This is a genomic window from Streptomyces sp. NPDC086787 (assembly GCF_044745865.1).
GTDB lineage: Bacteria > Actinomycetota > Actinomycetes > Streptomycetales > Streptomycetaceae > Streptomyces.
Genome location: NZ_JBIVBC010000007.1, coordinates 17,851 through 35,553 on the forward strand (window position 1 = coordinate 17,851; position 17,703 = coordinate 35,553).

The following is a 17,703-nucleotide window of genomic DNA, read 5'->3' on the forward strand; positions in this document are numbered from 1 at the left end:
TTCGGATCAGCATGCTCCGAACAATTCCAGAAGTTCCTTCTTGTCGAACATCCGGGCGGTGTCAATGGCGGACGGAGTACCCGCCGAGGGGTCCGCCCCGGCCTCCAGCAATACCTTGATCACTTCTTGTTCGCCCTTGAACACCGCCCCGGCTAGCGGAGTTTGACCCCGGTCGTTCACCCGGTCCGCCTCGGCACCCCGGGCGAGCAGCGCGCGCACCGCCTCGGCGTGGCCGTGATACGCGGCGAGCATCACCAGGCAGTCGCCCCGGTCGTTGGTGAGGTTGGCCGGAACGCCCGCGTCGACGTACGCGACAAGGGCCTCGGCCTGCCCCTGCCGGGCCAGGTCGAAGATCTTGGTCGCCAGCTCCACGACCTCCGGGTCGGGGGCTTCAGTCATCCGCCGGACCGCCTCTCCTGCACGTTCGGGGCTCCTGGGGAGCCGGATTGCCCGGTACGGCGGGCGGCTCTGCCCGCCGTACGAGTGAATCGCCAGCGTACTGGCTCACACGGGACATGACCCGATGTGACCGAGGTAAAGATCACCCCAGCGGCCGCTGGACGCAAGAGCGCCCTTCACCGGGTGACCGGCCGCCTGCTCCACCAGGCCCTCATGCTTCCGCCGATCGAGGGAAAACCAAGGAAATCCACCCAGTTGCACCTTTTGTCGTATGGATACATGCTGTGATCCTGGAAGAACTCATGGTGACTGTCCCCCCTCGACACCAGGAGACCTCAAATGATTCTCTCCATGTCAGGCGTCGTCCTGCTCGGCATCATCGTCTTCCTCTTCTTCCGGAAAGACGGCCTCAAGGCATCGCACGCCTGTGTCTCATCGCTGTTCGGCTTCTACCTCGCCAGCACTGCCATCGCGCCGAGCATCAAGGCGGGCGGCGAGAGCCTGGCGAGCCTGCTCGGCGGCATCAAGTTCTGACGTCGCCCCTCCCGCCCGTACGCACCAACAGGAGACAGCAGTGGCCCGGCGCCCCCTCCCCCGCATCCTGAGCAACGGCAGCGCACAGATCGCCCGCGGCCGGGAGATGGCCCGGACGGCGGCCGACAGCGCCACCGACGTGCTCCAACCGCTGATCACCGTCACCCGCGGACTGCGCCGGCTGGCCCTGGCCGGGCGGCGCAAGTGGGCGGACACGCCCAAGGACAAGCGCGGACCGCTGCTTTTCATGGCGGCCTCGGTCGTCCTGGTCGTGGTGATGGTGCCGTACGGACCGCTGCTCGCCGTCATCTCGCTGATGGCGGCGGCAGCCTGGCACGGCCGGGACCGTGCCGAGCCGGCACCCGAGGGACCCGACGAGTCCCAGGCGGAGCGGCTGAGGGCGCTGTACGAGGCCCTGGTGCCCTACTTCTCGGCCCCCGAGGACCCGGCACCGCTGTACGCCCACGGCGGAGACTGGGAGAAGTCCCTCACCTCGGTCGAGTTCGACGACGCGGGCCGGGTGTCCCACCTGGTGATCCGCTACCCGGCGTACTTCCCGGACGGCGAGGCCGAGGAGCGCGCGCGGATCGAGCACCTGCTCGCCGCGAAGGCGGGGCGCGGCCGCGAGTACCACTTCGGCTGGGACGAGGAGGCCAACCTGCTCACGGTCGGCGTCCTCACTCCCCTGCCCACCGACATCGTTGTCCAGCGCTTCGTGACCGCGCCGGGCGAGACGGTCCTCGGCTTCACCGATCCCACCGAGGTCCAGCGCACGCTGCCGCTCGCCTACGGCGAGGAGCAGCGCGACGTGCCGCCGGTCGTCTGGCGTACCGGCGTCCGTTCCACCGAACCGCACCTACTGGTCATGGGGCAGCCGGGCAGCGGAGCCTCGACGCTGCTGCGCTGCGTCGCCCTCCAGGCGCTCCAGTACGGCGACGTGCTGGTCGTGGAGGGCTCCGGCACCGGCGAGTACGCCTGCCTGACCGGCCGGGACGGGGTCCTGGGCGTCGAGTGCGGGCTGACCGGGGCACTGGCCAGCCTGGAATGGGCCGCGCACGAGACCGAGCGCCGGCTCATCGCCGCCAACCAGGCCCGGCAGGAGGGGCATCCGCCGCCGGACGACACCAGACGGCCGCTGTGGATCCTCCTGGACCGGCCGAGCGTCTTCACCCACCTGGCCACCGCCGAAGGGTGCAAGGATCCCCAGGACCTGCTCCAGATCCCGCTGCGGCACGGACGCGCGGCGGGCGTGACCGTGGTGGTGGCCGAGCAGTTCGACGGGGTGGACGCCCTGGGCGACGCCGTACGGCAGCACACCCGCGCGCGGGTCGTGCTCGGCCCCGCGACGCCGGGGCAGTTGGAGGCGGTGCTCGGCGCGCCGCCGCACACCACCCCGCTCACCCACGTCCCGCCCGGTCGCGGGTACGCGCGACTGGGCGGTGGGCCGGTCCACCGGCTCCAGGTGCCGTCCACCCCGGATCCGTACGACGACGCGGTGAGCGACGCCGACCGGCAGGCGGTGCTCGCACTGCTTCCGCCCCGGACCACGCCCGCGGACGCGGACCCGGTCGAGGCCGCACCGGTGGTCGCGGACGCCGTCGGAGCGGAGAGCGCCTGAGCGAGACGCACGGGCACGCCCACGGCGGCCCGGCGACTACGCCACGAACGTCCGCGGTGCCTCCGTCGCCGCGGTCGCCCCCGTCTCCACCAGCCGGGCCGCCGCGGCCAGCCGGGCCGCGGCCTCGTCCGCCACCGCGCCCCCCACGGTGAACGGCAGCCGCACATACCCCTCGAAGGCGCCGTCGACACCGAAGCGGGGGCCGGAAGGCACCCGGACGCCGACCCGTTCCCCGACCTCCGCGAGCCGGGAGCCGGACAGGCCGCCCGCCCGCACCCACAGCGTGAGGCCACCCGCCGGTACCTGGAACTCCCAGTCCGGCAGTTCCCGCCGTACCGCCGCCACCAGGGCGTCCCGGTTCTCCCGCGCCTGGACGCGGCGCAGATCCACCGCCTCCTCCCACCCGCCCGTGCTGAACAGCCAGTTGACCGCCAGCTGTTCCAGCACGGGGGTGCCCAGATCGGCGTAGGCGCGTGCGGCGACCAGGCTGCGGATCACATCCGGGGCGGCGCGCACCCAGCCGATGCGCAGTCCCGCCCAGAACGCCTTGCTCGCCGAGCCGACCGTGACGACGGTCGACCCCGCCGGATCGAAGCCGCACACCGGGCGGGGCATCGCGCCGCGGTCGAGGCTCTCGTCCAGCCAGAGCTCGCTCATGGTCTCGTCGGCGACGAGCACGGTCCCGGCGGAGCGCGCCGCGTCCACCAGCCTCCGCCGCTGGTCGTCGTCCGCCAGCGCGCCCGTGGGGTTGTGGAAGTCGGCGACCACATAGGCGATCCGGGGCGCGGCCTCGCGCAGCACCTGCCGCCAGCGGTCCATGTCCCAGCCGGTCAGCCCCTCGGCCATCGCGACCGGAACCAGGCGGGCGCCCGTTTCCCTCATCAGCTGGAGGATGTTCGCGTAGGAGGGGGACTCCACGGCGACGCGCTCGCCCCGCCCGGCGAACAGGTGGCAGATGGCGTCGATGGCGCCCATCGCGCCGGTCGTCACCATGATCTGCTCGGGCATGGTGGGGATCCCGCGCGCGGTGTACCGCTCGGCGATCATCGCGCGCAGGGCGGGCAGCCCCGCCGGGTAGTCGCCGTGCGTGTGGGCGTACGGCGGCAGTTCCTCCAGGGCTCCCTGGACGGCCCGGGTGAGCCAGGGTTCGGGGGCGGGCAGCGCGGCGCAGCCGAGGTCGATCATCGAGCCGAGCGCCTCGGGCGGCAGGGGTTCGAGGCCCCGCGCGGGCAGCGGGTTCCCGGCCGGTACGGCCGTCCAGCTGCCGGCGCCCCGACGGGACTCCAGGAAACCCTCGGTGCGCAGGGCCTCGTAGGCCGCGGCGACCGTGGTGCGGCTCACCGAGAGGGCGATCGCCAGTTCCCGTTCGGCGGGCAGCCGGGCGGCGACGGGTACGCGGCCCTCCAGGACGAGCAGCCGGATGCCGTCGGCCAGCGCGCGGTAGGCGGGCGGGCGGCGGGTGCCGGGGCCCGCCGGGCGGTCCTGCTGGGAGGTGAGCAGCCGACCGAGCTGCGCGGCACCCACCGCCGAGGTCCACTGCGACATGAAGATCAGTCCACCTTCCCCGAATTGGCCATGGATGGCATCGCTTCTCAAGCCACAGGGTGTCATGAGTCAGTCCACTGTCACCACACCAGGGGGGTGTTCCGTGTCCACACGGAGTCATTTCGCAAGTCGGTTGGTCAAGTTGTACGCGGGGCTCGTGCTGTACGGCGTGAGTTCCGCGCTGCTCGTCGAGGCGGGCCTCGGGCTGGAGCCCTGGAACGTGCTGCACCAGGGCCTGGCCGGGCTCACCGGCCTGCCCATCGGCATCGTGCTGACCATCCTCGGAGCGGCGATCCTGCTGCTGTGGATCCCGCTGCGCCAGCGGCCGGGGCTCGGCACCGTCTCCAACGTCCTGGTGATCGGCGTCGCCATGGACGGTGCGCTCACCTTGCTCCCCGACGTGCATGCCCTCGCCGTACGGGTCCCCCTGCTGGTCGCGGGCGTGGTGCTGAACGGCGCGGCCACCGGCCTCTACATCTCCGCGGCCTTCGGGCCGGGCCCCCGGGACGGCCTGATGACGGGACTGCACCGCCGTACCGGCCGCTCCATCCGCCTGATACGGACCTGCATCGAGGTGACGGTCGTGGCCGTGGGGTTCGTCCTCGGTGGGACCGTCGGCGTCGGCACCCTGCTGTACGCGCTGTCCATCGGCCCGCTCGCCCAGTTGTTCCTGCGGATGTTCGCCGCCCCCTCGGCATCCGGCGGAAGCACGGTCGTTGCCACCGGGTCACCCGCACGGGTGATACTGCGTTCGTGACCACGCTCATTCGCCATCCGTACCTCGACCACCCCGGCCCCATTCCGTTCGCCCACCGGGGCGGCGCCGCCGACGGCCTGGAGAACACCACGGCCCAGTTCCGGCGCGCGGTCGAGCTCGGCTACCGCTACATCGAGACGGATGTGCACGCGACCGCCGACGGAAAGCTGGTCGCCTTCCACGACGGCACCCTCGACCGGGTCACCGACGGGGCGGGCCGGATCGCCGACCTCCCCTGGGACGAGGTGCGGCAGGCACGAGTGGCGGGGCGTGAGCCGGTCCCGCTGTTCGAGGAACTGCTGGAGACCTTCCCCGAGGTCCGCTGGAACATCGACGTCAAGGCCGAGAGCGCGCTGCGGCCGCTGCTGGACCTGATCGAGCGGGCGAACGCCTGGGACCGGATCTGTGTCGGGTCCTTCTCCGAGGCACGCGTGCTTCGCGCGCAGCGGCTGGCCGGGCCGCGCCTGGCCACCTCGTTCGGCAGCCGCGGCGTGCTCGGCCTGCGGCTGCGCTCCTGGGGCCTGCCCGCGTCGGTGCGCCGGTCGGCGATCGCCGCTCAGGTCCCGGAGAGCCAGTCGGGCATCCCGGTGGTCGACCGGCGCTTCGTCCGCGCCGCACACGCGCGCGGACTGCACGTGCACGTCTGGACGGTCAACGAGCCCGAGCGCATTCACCGGCTCCTGGACACAGGAGTCGATGGCATCATGACCGATCACATCGACACGTTGCGCAAGGTCATGGAAGACCGGGGCGTCTGGGCCTGACAGCTCCGGGGCTCCTTGCCCGAGCCTTCGCACAGCACTTCTGCGGAAAGCGAGGGCACGCATGAGCACCGAGACCGTGCGTGTGGCCGACGAAACGGCCGAACGGCGGCGTGAGCAGCGCGGCTGGTACTTCTACGACTGGGCGTGCTCCGTCTACTCGACGAGCGTGCTGACCGTGTTCCTCGGCCCCTATCTGACGGCGATCGCCAAGTCGGCGGCGGACGCGGACGGCTATGTGCATCCGCTGGGGATACCGGTCCGGGCGGGTTCCTTCTTCGCGTACACGGTGTCCCTGTCGGTGATCGTGGCGGTCGTGGTGATGCCGCTGGTGGGCGGGGTGGCGGACCGCACCGGCCGCAAGAAGCCGCTGCTCGCGGCGGCGGCGTACACCGGCTCGGCCGCGACCGCCGGCATGTTCTTCCTCGACGGCGACCGGTATCTGCTGGGCGGCCTGCTGCTGATCGTCGCCAACGCGGCGATGTCCGTGGGCACGATGCTCTACAACTCCTACCTGCCGCAGATCGCGCCGCCCGAGGAACGTGACGCGGTCTCCTCGCGCGGCTGGGCCTTCGGATACGCGGCGGGCTCACTGGTACTGATCGCCAACCTCGTCCTGTACACGGCGCACGACTCCTTCGGCCTGAGCGAGTCGGCGGCGGTCCGCGTCTGCCTGGCCTCGGCCGGTCTGTGGTGGGGCGCTTTCACCCTGATACCGCTGCGGCGGCTGCGCGACCGCGAATCCACGGTGGAGCGGGCCTCCGCCGCGTCCGGTGCGCGGCAGCTCATGGAGACCGTTCGCGACATGCGCCGGCACCCGCTGACGCTGGCCTTCCTGCTGGCGTACCTGATCTACAACGACGGCATCCAGACGGTGATCTCCCAGGCCTCGGTCTACGGCTCCGAGGAACTCGGTCTCGGTCAGTCGACGCTCATCGTGGCCGTACTGCTGGTGCAGGTGCTCGCGGTGGCGGGCGCGCTGGCGATGGGGCGGCTGGCCCGGACGCACGGCGCCAAGCGCACGATTCTCGGCTCACTGGTCGCCTGGACGGTGACGCTGGCGGCGGGGTACTTCCTGCCCGCCGGGAGACCGGTGTGGTTCTTCGTGCTGGCCGCCGGAATCGGACTGGTGCTCGGCGGCAGCCAGGCGCTGTCCCGCTCGCTCTTCTCCCAGCTCGTCCCGCCCGGCAAGGAGGCCGAGTACTTCTCGGCGTACGAGCTGAGCGACCGGGGCATGAGCTGGATCGGGCCGCTGCTGTTCGGCATGACCTACCAGCTCACCGGAAGCTACCGCTCCGCGATCGTCTCGCTGGTCGCCTTCTTCGTGATCGGGTTCGTGCTGCTGGCGAGGGTGCCGGTACGGCGGGCGGTGGAAGCGGCGGGCAACACGGTTCCGGAAAAGATCTAGCGCCGATTTAGCACTCAGCGCGAAAGGGCGGTAGTGTACGCCTTTGGCCTGCCTGGCGTACCGTTACTGCGCGTCAAAGGCACCGAAACGCTGGGTGACATCTGCTAACAGATGTGACAAACCGGGCGCCGGTGGGTACAACAAGGGGCGGCTACGACGGCGACGCATGACCCGGAACGGGACACGCAACGGGAATCTTTACCGCCGACCGGACGTTGACCGGATGACGACGACAGCGACACCTGTCCTGTGGGCGACAAGCCCGGGAGGCACGATTCATGAGTGAGCGAGCTCTTCGCGGTACGCGCCTCGTGGTGACCAGCTACGAGACGGACCGCGGCATCGACCTGGCCCCGCGCCAGGCCGTGGAGTACGCATGCGAGAAGGGACATCGCTTTGAGATGCCCTTCTCGGTCGAGGCGGAGATTCCGCCGGAGTGGGAGTGCAAGGTCTGTGGTGCCCAGGCACTCCTCGTGGACGGCGAAGGCCCAGAGGAGAAGAAGGCCAAGCCCGCGCGTACACACTGGGACATGCTGATGGAGCGGCGGACCCGTGAGGAACTCGAAGAGGTCCTCGAGGAGCGGCTGGCCGTTCTGCGCTCCGGGGCGATGAACATCGCGGTTCATCCCCGGGACAGCCGCAAGTCCGCATAACCGGAAACTGGTACTCAACACGTAGAACCGCGGGCGCCCCACCTCGAACGAGGTGGGGCGCCCGCGGTTTTCGCGCGCTCAGGCGCCGTACGGGCTGATCCGCGGGGCGTCGCCCGGCTCCTCGCGGTCGTGCCGGATGACCTCACCCTGCACGATCTTGCCGTCGGGGCGGTGGATCCTGGCCTGCTGGAAGGCGTCGCCCACGGTGCCGGGGGCGGCCCCACCGAGCCTGCGGTCGAAGGCGCGCTCGGCGGAGCGGCTCACGGCCTTCTGGACCGGAGGGATCAGGAGCAGCAGACCGGCCGCGTCCGAGAGCAGGCCGGGGATCATCAGCAGCAGGCCGCCGAGCATCAGGAGGCCATTGCCTCGCCCGCTCTCGGGGGCGTCGCCGCCACTGTCGGGGGAGCCGCCACGCTGCAACGCCTCGTTGAGGTTCTGGAAGGCGCGCCGCCCGGCCCGCTTGATCACCACGGAGCCCGCCACAAAGCCCGCGAGCAGGAGCAGGAACACCGTGAAGCCCCCCGCCGCGCCCGCTACCAGGGTCAGCAGCCAGATCTCCAGCACCAGCCACGCGGCCACCCCGAGCGGCAGATACCTGCGCAGCGGAGAACGCCGGGGCCGGGTGGAACGCGAAGAGGTGGGAGCGCCAGTCGTCATGCCCCCAGTGTGCCTGGGCCCGGCTCAGCACGGGATAAGCGGACGATCAGGAAGGCCTGTGGAGTCTCCCTGCCCGGCCGTGTCTAGGCCCGGGTGCCGCGGCTGGTGATCTTTCCGAACCGCTCCCGCAGGCCCCAGGCCGTGACCCGCCACAGCGCCTCCACGACGATGTCCCGGCTCATCTTGGAGTCGCCCAGTTCCCGCTCCACGAAGGTGATGGGCACCTCGACCACGTGGTAGCCGGCCCGGACCGCACGGCGGGCCAGGTCGACCTGGAAGCAGTAGCCCTGCGAGGCCACCTTGTCCAGCCCGAGGCCCTCCAGGGTCTCCCGGCGGAACGCCCGGTAGCCGCCGGTCACGTCACGGATCGGCACGTCGAGCATGAGGCGGGAGTAGGTGCTGCCGCCGCGGGAGAGGAACTCGCGGGACCTGGGCCAGTTCACGACCCGGCCGCCGGGCACCCAGCGGGAGCCGAGCACCAGGTCGGCGCCCTTGAGAGCGGTGAGCAGGCGCGGCAGTTCCTCGGGCTGGTGAGAACCGTCGGCGTCCATCTCGATCAGCACGCCGTAACCGCGGTCCAGACCCCAGCGGAAACCCGCGAGGTAGGCGGCGCCCAGCCCTTCCTTGCCCTTGCGGTGCAGCACCTGGACGTGGTCGTCCTCGGCGGCCAGTTCGTCGGCGAGCTTGCCGGTGCCGTCGGGGCTGTTGTCGTCCGCCACCAGCACATGGGCCTCGGGGACGGCCTTGCGCACTCGACCGACGATGGCCTTGACGTTCTCCGCCTCGTTGTAGGTCGGAATGATCACCAAGGCGGTGCCGAGCGGGCCGAACTCTCTGCCCTGGGCGTGTCCCGCACGGGTCCCGTCGCCGTCGTTCACTGCTGCCCCTTCATGTCGTACACAGGGGTCCACCATAATGGCCGCCGCCTGCGGTGACGTGACGGCTCATGCTTACGGTGGTGTCGAATACACCGGAGCGGGGTAAAGAACACTCTTTTAAGTGACGGTGGCAAGTGATGCTGCCGCGATGACAGCGCGCGCTGCGGATGGGGGCCCGGCGCCCTTCGGGCCGACCTGGGACCCGCTGGCTGCGGGTCGACCGAAAGCCGTTGTCTACTGAGCGTCCGGGCCCCACCCGGGTCACACCTTCCCGACCGGCCGGAACGTTCCCTCGCCGGCGCGGGCGCTGAGCCTGGCTCCCAGTGACAGTGCCCCTGTGCGGCACACCGTCCCTGACTCAGCGGCGCTGCGACGAGTGCGCGGAAGCTCCCCGGTCGGGCGTCCGGTGGTGGACTCGGCCGAACCTACCGGCCCCCTCCGGTTCGCTGTCAACACCCGTTCCACCTGCGAAAACAGCCTCAAACAGCTGGTCAGCGCGGAGGATGCGCAGGTCGCACGAAGGAGCGGCGGCGGCTGATCCCGACCGCGCCACCCCGGTAGATCACTCGCCCGGCCCTACGAACACCGTCCGGCCGCCCACCACCGTGCGCACACAGAGCGGGAGGTCACCACCCGGGGTCAGATCGGGCAGGCCAGGGGTGCCCGAGCGAGGGTCGGTCGACCAGCGGGCGACCCGGTCGTCGGGGGCCTGGACCACCAGTGCGCCGGTGCGCCACACGGCGTAGTCGGCGGGTGCTCCGGGCACCAGGACACCCGCGTCGTCGCGGCCGACGGCACGCCAGCCGCCGCGGGTGTGCGCGGTGAAGGCGGCGCGCACGGAGATCCGGTGCCCGGGTGTGCGGTGGAAGGCGGCCGCCCGGACCGTGCCCCACGGGTCGAGGGGGGTGACCGGGCTGTCGGAGCCGAAGGCGAGCGGCACACCGGCCCGCAGCAGCGCCGCGAACGGGTTCAGGGTCCGCGCCCGCGCCACGCCCAGCCGCTGGGCGTACATGCCGTCCTCGCCGCCCCACAGGGCGTCGAAGGCGGGCTGCACCGAGGCGGTCAGGCCCAGCTCGGCGAAGGCGGCGATGGTCTCCGGGGTGAGCATCTCGGCATGCTCGACGCGGTGACGGGCGGCCCGGACACGGGCGAGGCCGGTCTTCTCGGCGGCGGCCCGGACGCCGTCGACGACCGCCGTGACGGCGGCGTCCCCGATGGCGTGGAAGCCCGCCTGGAGGCCCGCGTCGGTGCAGGCGACCACGTGCGCGGCGACGGCGTCCGCGTCGAGGTAGGGCGTGCCGGTGTGGGCGGCGTCCGCGTACGGCTGGTGCAGACAGGCGGTGTGCGAGCCGAGGGCGCCGTCGGCGAACAGGTCACCGGCGGCGCCGAGCGCGCCCAGTTCGCGTGCCCTGGTGATGCCCTCCTCGCCGTGCTCGGCCCAGTAGCCGACCACCCGGGGTCCGGGCACCTGCGCGGCGAGCCGCAGCAGGTCCGTGAAGTCGTCCTCGGAGGAGATCCGGGGGCCGCCGCACTCGTGGACGGAGCCGATGCCGAGCGAGGCGGCATGGGTGAGGGCGGCCCGCTGGGCCTCGGCGCGCTGGGTGGGCGTCACGGCGCCGAGCGCGGTGGCCCGTGCGGCGTGGTGCTCGTCACCGGTGAGGGGGGCGTCCTCGCCGGTGACGGGGCCCGGGACCAGGTCCAGCAGGGCCGTCGTGACGACGGCCGAGTGAACGTCGGCGCGCGAGAGGTAGAGCGGGCGTCCGCCCGTGGCCTCGTCGAGTTCCGCGCGGGCCGGGGCACGGCCGCCGGGCCAGCGGGAGGCGTCCCAGCCGTGGCCGAGCAGGACGCGGTCGGCGGGGCGGGCGGCGGCGAAGTCCCTTACGAGCGCCAGGGCCGCCTCCAGGGACGGCGCGCCGGACAGGTCGAGGCCGGTCAGGGCCAGGCCGGTGGCCGTCATGTGCACGTGGGCGTCGGTGAACGCCGGGGTGACGAGGGCGCCGTCCAGGTCGATGACCTCGTCGACGCCGTCCGCGAAGGCATCGGCCGCGCCCTCGGAGCCGACCCACGCCACCTGGCCGCGTTCCACGACCATCGCGGTGGCGAAGGGGTCGGCGGGGCTGTGGACCTCCCCGCGGCGCAGCAGAACGGTCTTCTGATCGGCGGGGCGTTCACTCATGGCGCCCAGTCTCTCGCGCGAGCGGGCGCCGTCCGCACCCGGGGCAGGTCACGGCGCGCGCCGTACCGCGCCCGCCGGCTCAGATCATCGGCGGGCGTGCCTCGTAAGGCGTCGAGAGCACCACCGTGGTCCGCGTCGACACACCGGCCAGCGAGCGCACGCGGGCCAGCAGTTCCTCCAGCTCGTGCGGCGTGGCCACACGGACTTTGAGGATGTAGTTCTCGTCGCCGGCGACGCTGTGGCAGGCCTCGATCTCCGGGACGTCGGCCAGGCGGTCGGCGATGTCGTCGGGGGCACTGGGGTCGAACGGTTTCACCGAGATGAACGCGGTCATGGGCAGCCCGACGGCCTCCGGGTCCACGACCGCGGCATAGCCGCGGATCACGCCGCGCTGTTCCAGCCGCCGCACCCGCTGGTGCACGGCCGACGTGGACAGCCCCGTGGCCTTGCCCAGGTCTGTGTAGCTCATCCGCCCGTCCTTGACGAGCAGCTGCACGATCTGACGGTCCAGCTCCTCCATGGCGCTGAACCTACATGGCGCCTGATCTCCCCCGATAGCCGTGTCCGGCACCCCGGGAGCCCAGGTCATGCGTGGGCCGGGCACCTGCGGGCGGCATGTGATGAACACCACAGCATCCGGCCGCGCTCCGTGATGCGCTCGTGGTTACGGCCGGGACCGGACGGGAAGTGCTTGCTGTGGTCGAGGCCGCAGCGCCTTCACGGCCCAGCCCTAGGGGGAGAATCCATGCAGAGCGTCAAGCGCCCTGGTCGTGCCACGTCCAAACGGCAGCAGCCGGTCGTCGAACCCGAGCCGGAGGGCGTCGAATCCGACGTCTACGGGCCCGAGGAGGCCGACGCCTACGACACGTTCGAGATGTTCCGGGTGATCTGCCCGGACTGCGCACAGCCCATCGCCCTGCTGGCGGGCGAGGACGTCCTGCCGGAGCACGCGCGATGCGCTTCGCCGTGGAACCCGTTCGGGCTCACCGTGTGCACGGGTACGGGCCGTACGGCGGCCGACGCCCCGCCCGCGGACGAGTCCGCGGTGCCGCAGGAGCAGGACACCGCCCTCCTGCTGACGCTCCCCCAGGGCCTGGACTGGCGTACACAGCCCTTCTCGCACGTCGGTGGGCCGGGTTCCCGCCCGATGCGCCGTCTGGCCGCCTGAGCCTCCTCCGGGCCCGCTCCGCACCAGCAGCCACCCCGCACCGTGGCACGCATGTCGAAGGCCGTGGTGCGGGATCGGTGTGCCCGGTTCCCGGTTCCATCCGGACGCCGGTGAACTCACGCTCGATTCGCCGGATCGGTGACCTGTCCGGCGGTCCCGGCGTTGCCCAGGTATGACCCCCACGTACACGGCGACCGGGCGTCAGCGCCTCCTCTTCGTGCCCCCGCCCGCGACATCGGCTCCGCCGCCGCAGCCGCAGGACCCGCCCATCTACCGCGACCTCATGCGCGTCTGGGCCGACCGGGGCCGCACCCTGCCGGGCCGCCACGACCCGGAGTGGGTCAGGCTGGCGGCCCCCACGATCCTTCAGGGGTACTTCAGCGAGTTGGAGGACTAGGGCCTGTCGTGACGACAGGCCCCAGGACCCGCTCAGCGGGCCTCGGGCCCCGCCAGGTGGCGGGCGATGACCATCCGCTGGATCTGGTTGGTGCCCTCGACGATCTGCAGGACCTTGGCCTCGCGCATGTAGCGCTCGGCGGGGAAGTCCGCGGTGTATCCGTATCCGCCGAGAATCTGCACGGCGTCCGTGGTCACCTTCATCGCCGTGTCCGTGCAGTGCAGCTTGGCCATGGCCGCCTGCTTCGCGAACGGACGGCCGGCGTCCCTCAGCCGGGCCGCGGTCAGGTAGAGCGCGCGGCCGGCCTCGATCTGGGTGGCCATGTCGGCGAGCATGAACCTGAGGCCCTGGAAGTCGGAGATCGGGCGGCCGAACTGACGCCGCTCGGTCGCGTACCTGACCGCCTCGTCCAGTGCGGCCTGGGCGAGGCCGATCGCGCAGGCCGCGATGCCGAGCCGGCCGGAGTCGAGCGCGGACAGGGCGATGGCGAAGCCCTGTCCCTCCTCGCCGATACGGCGGTCGTCGCCCACCCTTACGCCGTCGAGGTGAACCTGGGCGGTGGGCGAGCCCTTCATGCCCATCTTCTTCTCCGGTGCCGCGCCGCTCAGCCCCTCGGCGTCGCCGGGCACCAGGAACGCGGTGATCCCGCGCGAGCCGTCCTCACCGGTGCGGGCCATCACGGTGTAGAAGTCGGCTATCCCGCCGTGCGTGATCCAGGCCTTGGTGCCGGTGATCACCCATCCGTCGCCGTCCCGCACCGCCTTGGTGCGCAGCGAGGCGGCGTCCGAGCCGGAGGCGGGCTCGGAGAGGCAGTAGGCGCCGAGGAGGCCGCCGCCGAGCATCGCGGGCAGGTGCTCGACCTGCTGCTGCTTGGTGCCGTACGCGGCTATCCCGTAGCAGGCCAGGGTGTGCACGCTGACGCCGAGACCCACGGTGAGGCGGGCCGCGGCGAGCTCTTCGAGGACCTGGAGGTAGACCTCGTACGGCTGGTCGCCGCCGCCGTACTCGGAGTCGTACGGCAGACCGAGCAGTCCGGAGTTCGAGAGGAGGGTGAAGACCTCGCGGGGGAAGTGTCCGGCGTCCTCCTCCTCGGCCGCCTTGGGTGCGATCTCACGCTGCGCGATGTCGCGGACGAGTGAGATCAGCTCCCTGGCCTCGTCGGTGGGCAGCTGACGCTCCACCGGCTGCGGGGCGCTGTCGGACATGGCGACGGTCTCCTCCCTGTCGGGCGCATGGCGGTCGTGCGCCTTGGGTGGGGCGGCGCCGCCTGGTCCTCGTGGTCCGGCCGTGGCGCTCGCTCCCGGGTCTCGGAGGCTGCTGACCAGCGGCTGTGCGCTGTGAGTATGCCCGATCAGCGACCTCCAGTCACCAGTTAACGACCGCTTACTTCAGGTCGTCCAGCCAGGGTGGTCACAGTTCCCGGCGGGCGGGCGGCGGGGCCGGGTAGGAGGGGTCCAGTTCCTCGACGGCACGCAGGGCTCCGCCGAGGGTCTTCACCAGTAGTTCCCGCATGGTGTCGCGGGACAGCACGGGCCGGCCGATCCAGTCCAGGGTGGCGCCCTCGACGCTGCACACCCAGGAGAGCAGTCCCGTACGCGCGAGCGGTGAGATGTCCTGGTGGCCGTACGCGCCCTCGGCGATGGTCGCCACGATCGCCTCGCGCACCCCGTCCCGGATGGCGTGCACCTCGGTGTCGAAGCCGACGCCGCCGCTGACGATGGTCCGGTAGGCGGCCTGGTGGTGCTCGGCGTAGCGCAGGTAGGTGTCGATGGTGCGGTGGACGCGGTCCACGGCCGCCAGTTCGAGCCCGCTCGCGGCATAGCTGACCAGTTCGGCGACGGAGTCCTGGATGATCGCCAGGTAGTAGCCGCGCTTGGACTGGAAGTAGTAGTAGATCAGCCCCTTGGCGACATGCGCCTGCCGGGCGATGTCGTCCATGGAGAGCGCGTCGTAGGACGTGTCCGCGAACAATTTGCGCCCGATGGCGATGAGTTCGGCACGGCGCGCGACGGAGCGCTCGGTGCCGCGGGCCCGAGGGCGGACGACGGCGGGCTGTTGACGCATATTCGATTTCGGCCCTGGTCTCAACGGTCGGCGGGACATCCGCAGTATGTCAGAAGGCCGTTGACCGTCCGGGGCCGCGTCGGGCCGGTCGGGGACCGGTCACACGAGGCCGAGTTGGGTCACGAGCATCGCGACGACCACGACCAGGGTCCAGCCGAGGACATGCTCGACGATCTTCGGGCCGTCGTCCTTGGGGCCGCCCGTACGGGCGCGGGTGGCGGTGGCTGAGTGCGCGGTCATGGTGTCCACCTTGCCACCCCTGGCGGCTTTTGCGGCGGAGAGCTTGGTCACAGGTCAGCGCACTCCCACGGCCGCGAGCGCCGTACGCTCCCGGGCGCTGGGCCGTGCCGGGAAGTACAGGTAGCAGACCCCGCCCGTGCCCGGGACCGCCTCTCCCCCGGCGTTGTACCGCCTGGTCCGCAGCCAGACGATCTCGAACTCCCTCCTGCGGTAGACCCGCCGTACCGCCTCGTCGCCGGGGGCGGCCGGGTCGCCCGCGATCACATCGCCCGCGGCGGTGAAGCCGGTCACCGTCATCAGATGACCCGCGGTGCCGTACCCGGCGCCCGTCAGCTCGCCCTTGAGGAAGGACTGGGACGTGATGACCGGGATGCCGGCCGCGATCAGGGTCTCCAGGTCGGTGAGCGAGCCAAGCCGCGTGATCACGCCCTGGAGTCCCGGAAAGGTGGCCGCGTAGGCGGCGTTGAACGGCCAGTTCCCGCAGCCCCGGTACTGGTGGTCGTAGGTGTACCGGGCCGCGTGGCACACCTGCGGATCGGCGTACGACGGATCGGCCCAGGCCAGCTGCCCCGGAGTGAGGCGGCCGCCCCAGTATTCGATGACCATCTGCGAGGAGGTGGGGCTGCACCAGGCCTCGCCGCCGTTGTCGTACTCGGGGTACTGGCCCTTGTGGATCTCCTGCGAGTAGCGCGGGACGGCCAGTTCCCGGGCCGGGCCGGGCGTGGAAGCGGGGACGGTGAACCGGTCGGGAACGTCGGAGCCCATCACCCCGGCCCGCCAGACGGTGGGGGTGAGCCGCGTGCCGGGCCTGCGGTACAGGGTCAGCCGCAGGCGGTACGACGCGAGACGAAGGCCGGTGGCGGCGTCGTCGATGGCCAGGGTGTCCGTGCGGACGGTGCTTCTGCCGTCGCTCTGGCCGTCCACGGAGGTCCGCTTGATGTCCCGGTCACCGGCGGCCCAGCGGCCCATCACGTACCAGGGCGTGTCCGTGCCGTCGGAGTAGGTGCCCCGCAGTTCGGCCTGGAGCCAGGTGCCCGCCGGGGTGAGGGCGTTCCAGGAGGCGATCGCCTCGGTGGCCGGGACGGTGAGCCGGTGGACCGGCGAGGTCCAGGTGGCGTACTCCCAGGCGGCGGTCACGCCGGTGTGCGGGTCGGCGTACTCGGTGGTGCCGACCGGATCGGCGATCACGACACCGGGACGGCTGCCCGCCTCGGTGCGCACGCCCGCGGCGGTACCGGTGATCCAGTCGGCGTATGTGGTCCAGGCGCGGTAGTGGGTCCGCCGGGGCTGGTCGGCGCCCTCGATGGCCTCGATGTCCTCGGCCTCCTCGGCGTTCTTGGCGTCCCTCCCGTCCTCGGCGGCGCGCGCGGGCACGGGCACGGAGGTGGCGGTGGCGAGCGCCATGGTCAGGACTGTTCTGCGGGACGGCTGTTCGGCTCTGCTCATGCGCGGCGGACCCCCGGTGTCCGAGTGGCGGCGGTGCGCCCACTATGGCCGAGGCGCCATGCCCCGGCGAGCACCCCGGACCCCGCCACGCCGAAACTACAATGGCTCCGGAGAACCCCCACACGCCATCCCACTCCACTTCGGCCCGCCCCTCCCCACCCCGGGAACCGTCATTCACCGTCTCGCCGCCCGTCTGCGCGAACTGCCGCCGTCCTGCGGACCGGTGCGGCTGATCGGCGTCGACGGGCACGCCGGGGCCGGGAAGTCGACCTTCGCCGGGCGTCTCGCCGACGCGCTGGGCGGGGCGCCCGTGCTGCACCTGGACGACGTCGCGAGCCACGACGAACTCTTCGGGTGGACCGAGCGGCTGCTGACCCAGGTGATCGAGCCGCTCGCGCGGGGGGAGAGCGCGGCGTACGCCCCCTACGACTGGGTAGCCCGGCGCTTCGGTCCGCCCCGCGCGCTCCCGCCCGCGCCCGTGATGCTAATCGAGGGCGTCGGCGCCGGCCGCCGTGCGCTGCGCCCGTATCTGGCGCGACTGCTGTGGATGGAACTGTCGGACGAGGACTCCTGGGCGCGCGGCCGCCTGCGGGACGGTGCGGAGATGCGGGACTTCTGGGGCGGGTGGGTCGGGGCTGAGCGCCGACACTTCGCGGTCGACCCTTCGCGGCCGTATGCCGACCTCCTGGTGCTGGAGTCGACAGGGGGATATGAGGTGCTTTCCGGGCCTGGAGTGACCCCTGATGCGGGGCCGCGAGTCACTGAGGGTGACGACCCGTCCGCTGTGTGCTGAACTTGTGAAGACGCAGGTCCGGGAACTTGTTCGGGTACCCCAACTCGGCTTGACCCGGGGCCCGTACAGGACTTACGTTCTCAATGTGCGGCTATCGACAGCCGCCCCCAGAACGCGAAGCCCCCGGTTGTTCCCCCGTGATCGGGGGCTTCGTTCTGCCTTCCGTCGGCCTTCCGGCCGCCACACGCAGCGATCCGCTCACCCTCGGT

Annotated in this window: 19 protein-coding genes; 9 read left to right on the top strand and 10 right to left on the bottom strand. The window is 71.7% G+C overall.

Features of this window, described 5'->3' with window-relative positions; translation table 11 throughout:
* Window positions 1–6: 6 nt before the first annotated feature.
* Window positions 7–399: an ankyrin repeat domain-containing protein gene (locus tag ACIPK3_RS18310; protein WP_402570827.1), complete on the bottom strand. Its 393-nt coding sequence runs from the start codon at window positions 397–399 to the stop codon at window positions 7–9.
* 339 nt (window positions 400–738) lie between these two features.
* Between ACIPK3_RS18310 and ACIPK3_RS18315 the strand changes: the two genes are divergently transcribed.
* A complete protein-coding gene (locus ACIPK3_RS18315; RefSeq protein WP_235455802.1) occupies window positions 739–933 on the top strand; it encodes a hypothetical protein in 195 nt (64 codons plus the stop codon).
* Window positions 934–973: 40 nt separating this feature from the next.
* Window positions 974–2,551, top strand: a complete 1,578-nt coding sequence (locus ACIPK3_RS18320; protein WP_402570829.1) for a hypothetical protein — start codon at window positions 974–976, stop codon at window positions 2,549–2,551.
* Between the two features lie 36 nt (window positions 2,552–2,587).
* Here ACIPK3_RS18320 and ACIPK3_RS18325 read toward each other — a convergent pair whose 3' ends face one another.
* Window positions 2,588–4,096 (bottom strand): PLP-dependent aminotransferase family protein, encoded by a 1,509-nt coding sequence (locus tag ACIPK3_RS18325; RefSeq protein ID WP_402570831.1) that lies wholly within the window; start codon window positions 4,094–4,096, stop codon window positions 2,588–2,590.
* A gap of 64 nt (window positions 4,097–4,160) precedes the next feature.
* Between ACIPK3_RS18325 and ACIPK3_RS18330 the strand changes: the two genes are divergently transcribed.
* From ACIPK3_RS18330 to ACIPK3_RS18345, 4 genes are all read left to right on the top strand, one after another.
* On the top strand, window positions 4,161–4,853 hold the full coding sequence (locus ACIPK3_RS18330; RefSeq protein ID WP_402570833.1) for a YitT family protein: 693 nt from the start codon (window positions 4,161–4,163) through the stop codon (window positions 4,851–4,853).
* Window positions 4,850–5,617, top strand: a complete 768-nt coding sequence (locus ACIPK3_RS18335; protein WP_402570834.1) for a glycerophosphodiester phosphodiesterase — start codon at window positions 4,850–4,852, stop codon at window positions 5,615–5,617. The genes ACIPK3_RS18330 and ACIPK3_RS18335 overlap by 4 nt, the downstream gene beginning before the upstream one ends.
* Window positions 5,618–5,678: 61 nt before the next feature.
* A complete protein-coding gene (locus ACIPK3_RS18340; protein ID WP_402570836.1) occupies window positions 5,679–7,022 on the top strand; it encodes an MFS transporter in 1,344 nt (447 codons plus the stop codon).
* A 278-nt stretch (window positions 7,023–7,300) separates the two neighbouring features.
* A complete protein-coding gene (locus tag ACIPK3_RS18345) occupies window positions 7,301–7,675 on the top strand; it encodes an RNA polymerase-binding protein RbpA (protein ID WP_099500427.1) in 375 nt (124 codons plus the stop codon).
* 78 nt (window positions 7,676–7,753) lie between these two features.
* On the opposite strand, the gene fxsA is transcribed toward ACIPK3_RS18345, so the two are convergent.
* The 4 genes from fxsA to ACIPK3_RS18365 all read right to left on the bottom strand — a co-directional run bounded on the left by fxsA (window position 7,754) and on the right by ACIPK3_RS18365 (window position 11,906).
* A complete protein-coding gene (gene fxsA / locus ACIPK3_RS18350; protein WP_402570838.1) occupies window positions 7,754–8,332 on the bottom strand; it encodes an FxsA family membrane protein in 579 nt (192 codons plus the stop codon).
* Window positions 8,333–8,415: 83 nt separating this feature from the next.
* Window positions 8,416–9,210 (bottom strand): polyprenol monophosphomannose synthase, encoded by a 795-nt coding sequence (locus ACIPK3_RS18355; RefSeq protein ID WP_402570840.1) that lies wholly within the window; start codon window positions 9,208–9,210, stop codon window positions 8,416–8,418.
* Window positions 9,211–9,772: 562 nt separating this feature from the next.
* Window positions 9,773–11,386, bottom strand: coding sequence for an amidohydrolase (locus ACIPK3_RS18360; protein ID WP_402570842.1), 1,614 nt, complete (start codon window positions 11,384–11,386; stop codon window positions 9,773–9,775).
* 79 nt (window positions 11,387–11,465) lie between these two features.
* On the bottom strand, window positions 11,466–11,906 hold the full coding sequence (locus ACIPK3_RS18365; RefSeq protein ID WP_402570844.1) for an Lrp/AsnC family transcriptional regulator: 441 nt from the start codon (window positions 11,904–11,906) through the stop codon (window positions 11,466–11,468).
* Between the two features lie 225 nt (window positions 11,907–12,131).
* Between ACIPK3_RS18365 and ACIPK3_RS18370 the strand changes: the two genes are divergently transcribed.
* Together ACIPK3_RS18370 and ACIPK3_RS18375 are read left to right on the top strand one after the other, a co-directional pair.
* Window positions 12,132–12,554 carry a hypothetical protein gene (locus tag ACIPK3_RS18370; RefSeq protein ID WP_402570846.1) on the top strand — a complete coding sequence of 141 codons (423 nt, stop codon included), beginning with the start codon at window positions 12,132–12,134 and terminating at the stop codon, window positions 12,552–12,554.
* 172 nt (window positions 12,555–12,726) lie between these two features.
* A complete protein-coding gene (locus ACIPK3_RS18375; RefSeq protein ID WP_402570847.1) occupies window positions 12,727–12,951 on the top strand; it encodes a hypothetical protein in 225 nt (74 codons plus the stop codon).
* 32 nt (window positions 12,952–12,983) lie between these two features.
* On the opposite strand, the gene ACIPK3_RS18380 is transcribed toward ACIPK3_RS18375, so the two are convergent.
* The 4 genes from ACIPK3_RS18380 to ACIPK3_RS18395 form a co-directional block, all read right to left on the bottom strand.
* Window positions 12,984–14,156 (bottom strand): acyl-CoA dehydrogenase family protein, encoded by a 1,173-nt coding sequence (locus ACIPK3_RS18380; protein WP_402570849.1) that lies wholly within the window; start codon window positions 14,154–14,156, stop codon window positions 12,984–12,986.
* 205 nt (window positions 14,157–14,361) lie between these two features.
* Window positions 14,362–15,015 carry a TetR/AcrR family transcriptional regulator gene (locus ACIPK3_RS18385; RefSeq protein ID WP_402570850.1) on the bottom strand — a complete coding sequence of 218 codons (654 nt, stop codon included), beginning with the start codon at window positions 15,013–15,015 and terminating at the stop codon, window positions 14,362–14,364.
* Window positions 15,016–15,114: 99 nt separating this feature from the next.
* Window positions 15,115–15,255, bottom strand: coding sequence for an SCO1431 family membrane protein (locus tag ACIPK3_RS18390; RefSeq protein ID WP_402570852.1), 141 nt, complete (start codon window positions 15,253–15,255; stop codon window positions 15,115–15,117).
* A 54-nt stretch (window positions 15,256–15,309) separates the two neighbouring features.
* Complete coding sequence (locus ACIPK3_RS18395; RefSeq protein ID WP_402570854.1) at window positions 15,310–16,701, bottom strand: peptidase C39 family protein; 1,392 nt, start codon at window positions 16,699–16,701, stop codon at window positions 15,310–15,312.
* A 172-nt stretch (window positions 16,702–16,873) separates the two neighbouring features.
* On the opposite strand from ACIPK3_RS18395, the gene ACIPK3_RS18400 reads away from it, so the two are divergent.
* Complete coding sequence (locus ACIPK3_RS18400) at window positions 16,874–17,494, top strand: uridine kinase (RefSeq protein WP_402571386.1); 621 nt, start codon at window positions 16,874–16,876, stop codon at window positions 17,492–17,494.
* Window positions 17,495–17,703: the final 209 nt, after the last annotated feature.

Excerpts from the sequence above, each read along its gene's own strand:
- ACIPK3_RS18310 (WP_402570827.1), bottom strand. The coding sequence starts at position 399 with ATGACTGAAGCCCCCGACCCGGAGGTCGTGGAGCTGGCGACCAAGATC.
- ACIPK3_RS18315 (WP_235455802.1), top strand. The coding sequence starts at position 739 with ATGATTCTCTCCATGTCAGGCGTCGTCCTGCTCGGCATCATCGTCTTC.
- ACIPK3_RS18325 (WP_402570831.1), bottom strand. The coding sequence starts at position 4,096 with ATGTCGCAGTGGACCTCGGCGGTGGGTGCCGCGCAGCTCGGTCGGCTG.
- ACIPK3_RS18330 (WP_402570833.1), top strand. The coding sequence starts at position 4,161 with ATGAGTCAGTCCACTGTCACCACACCAGGGGGGTGTTCCGTGTCCACA.
- ACIPK3_RS18340 (WP_402570836.1), top strand. The coding sequence starts at position 5,679 with ATGAGCACCGAGACCGTGCGTGTGGCCGACGAAACGGCCGAACGGCGG.
- ACIPK3_RS18345 (WP_099500427.1), top strand. The coding sequence starts at position 7,301 with ATGAGTGAGCGAGCTCTTCGCGGTACGCGCCTCGTGGTGACCAGCTAC.
- fxsA (WP_402570838.1), bottom strand. The coding sequence starts at position 8,332 with ATGACGACTGGCGCTCCCACCTCTTCGCGTTCCACCCGGCCCCGGCGT.
- ACIPK3_RS18360 (WP_402570842.1), bottom strand. The coding sequence starts at position 11,386 with ATGAGTGAACGCCCCGCCGATCAGAAGACCGTTCTGCTGCGCCGCGGG.
- ACIPK3_RS18365 (WP_402570844.1), bottom strand. The coding sequence starts at position 11,906 with ATGGAGGAGCTGGACCGTCAGATCGTGCAGCTGCTCGTCAAGGACGGG.
- ACIPK3_RS18370 (WP_402570846.1), top strand. The coding sequence starts at position 12,132 with ATGCAGAGCGTCAAGCGCCCTGGTCGTGCCACGTCCAAACGGCAGCAG.
- ACIPK3_RS18375 (WP_402570847.1), top strand. The coding sequence starts at position 12,727 with ATGACCCCCACGTACACGGCGACCGGGCGTCAGCGCCTCCTCTTCGTG.
- ACIPK3_RS18380 (WP_402570849.1), bottom strand. The coding sequence starts at position 14,156 with ATGTCCGACAGCGCCCCGCAGCCGGTGGAGCGTCAGCTGCCCACCGAC.
- ACIPK3_RS18385 (WP_402570850.1), bottom strand. The coding sequence starts at position 15,015 with ATGCGTCAACAGCCCGCCGTCGTCCGCCCTCGGGCCCGCGGCACCGAG.
- ACIPK3_RS18390 (WP_402570852.1), bottom strand. The coding sequence starts at position 15,255 with ATGACCGCGCACTCAGCCACCGCCACCCGCGCCCGTACGGGCGGCCCC.
- ACIPK3_RS18395 (WP_402570854.1), bottom strand. The coding sequence starts at position 16,701 with ATGAGCAGAGCCGAACAGCCGTCCCGCAGAACAGTCCTGACCATGGCG.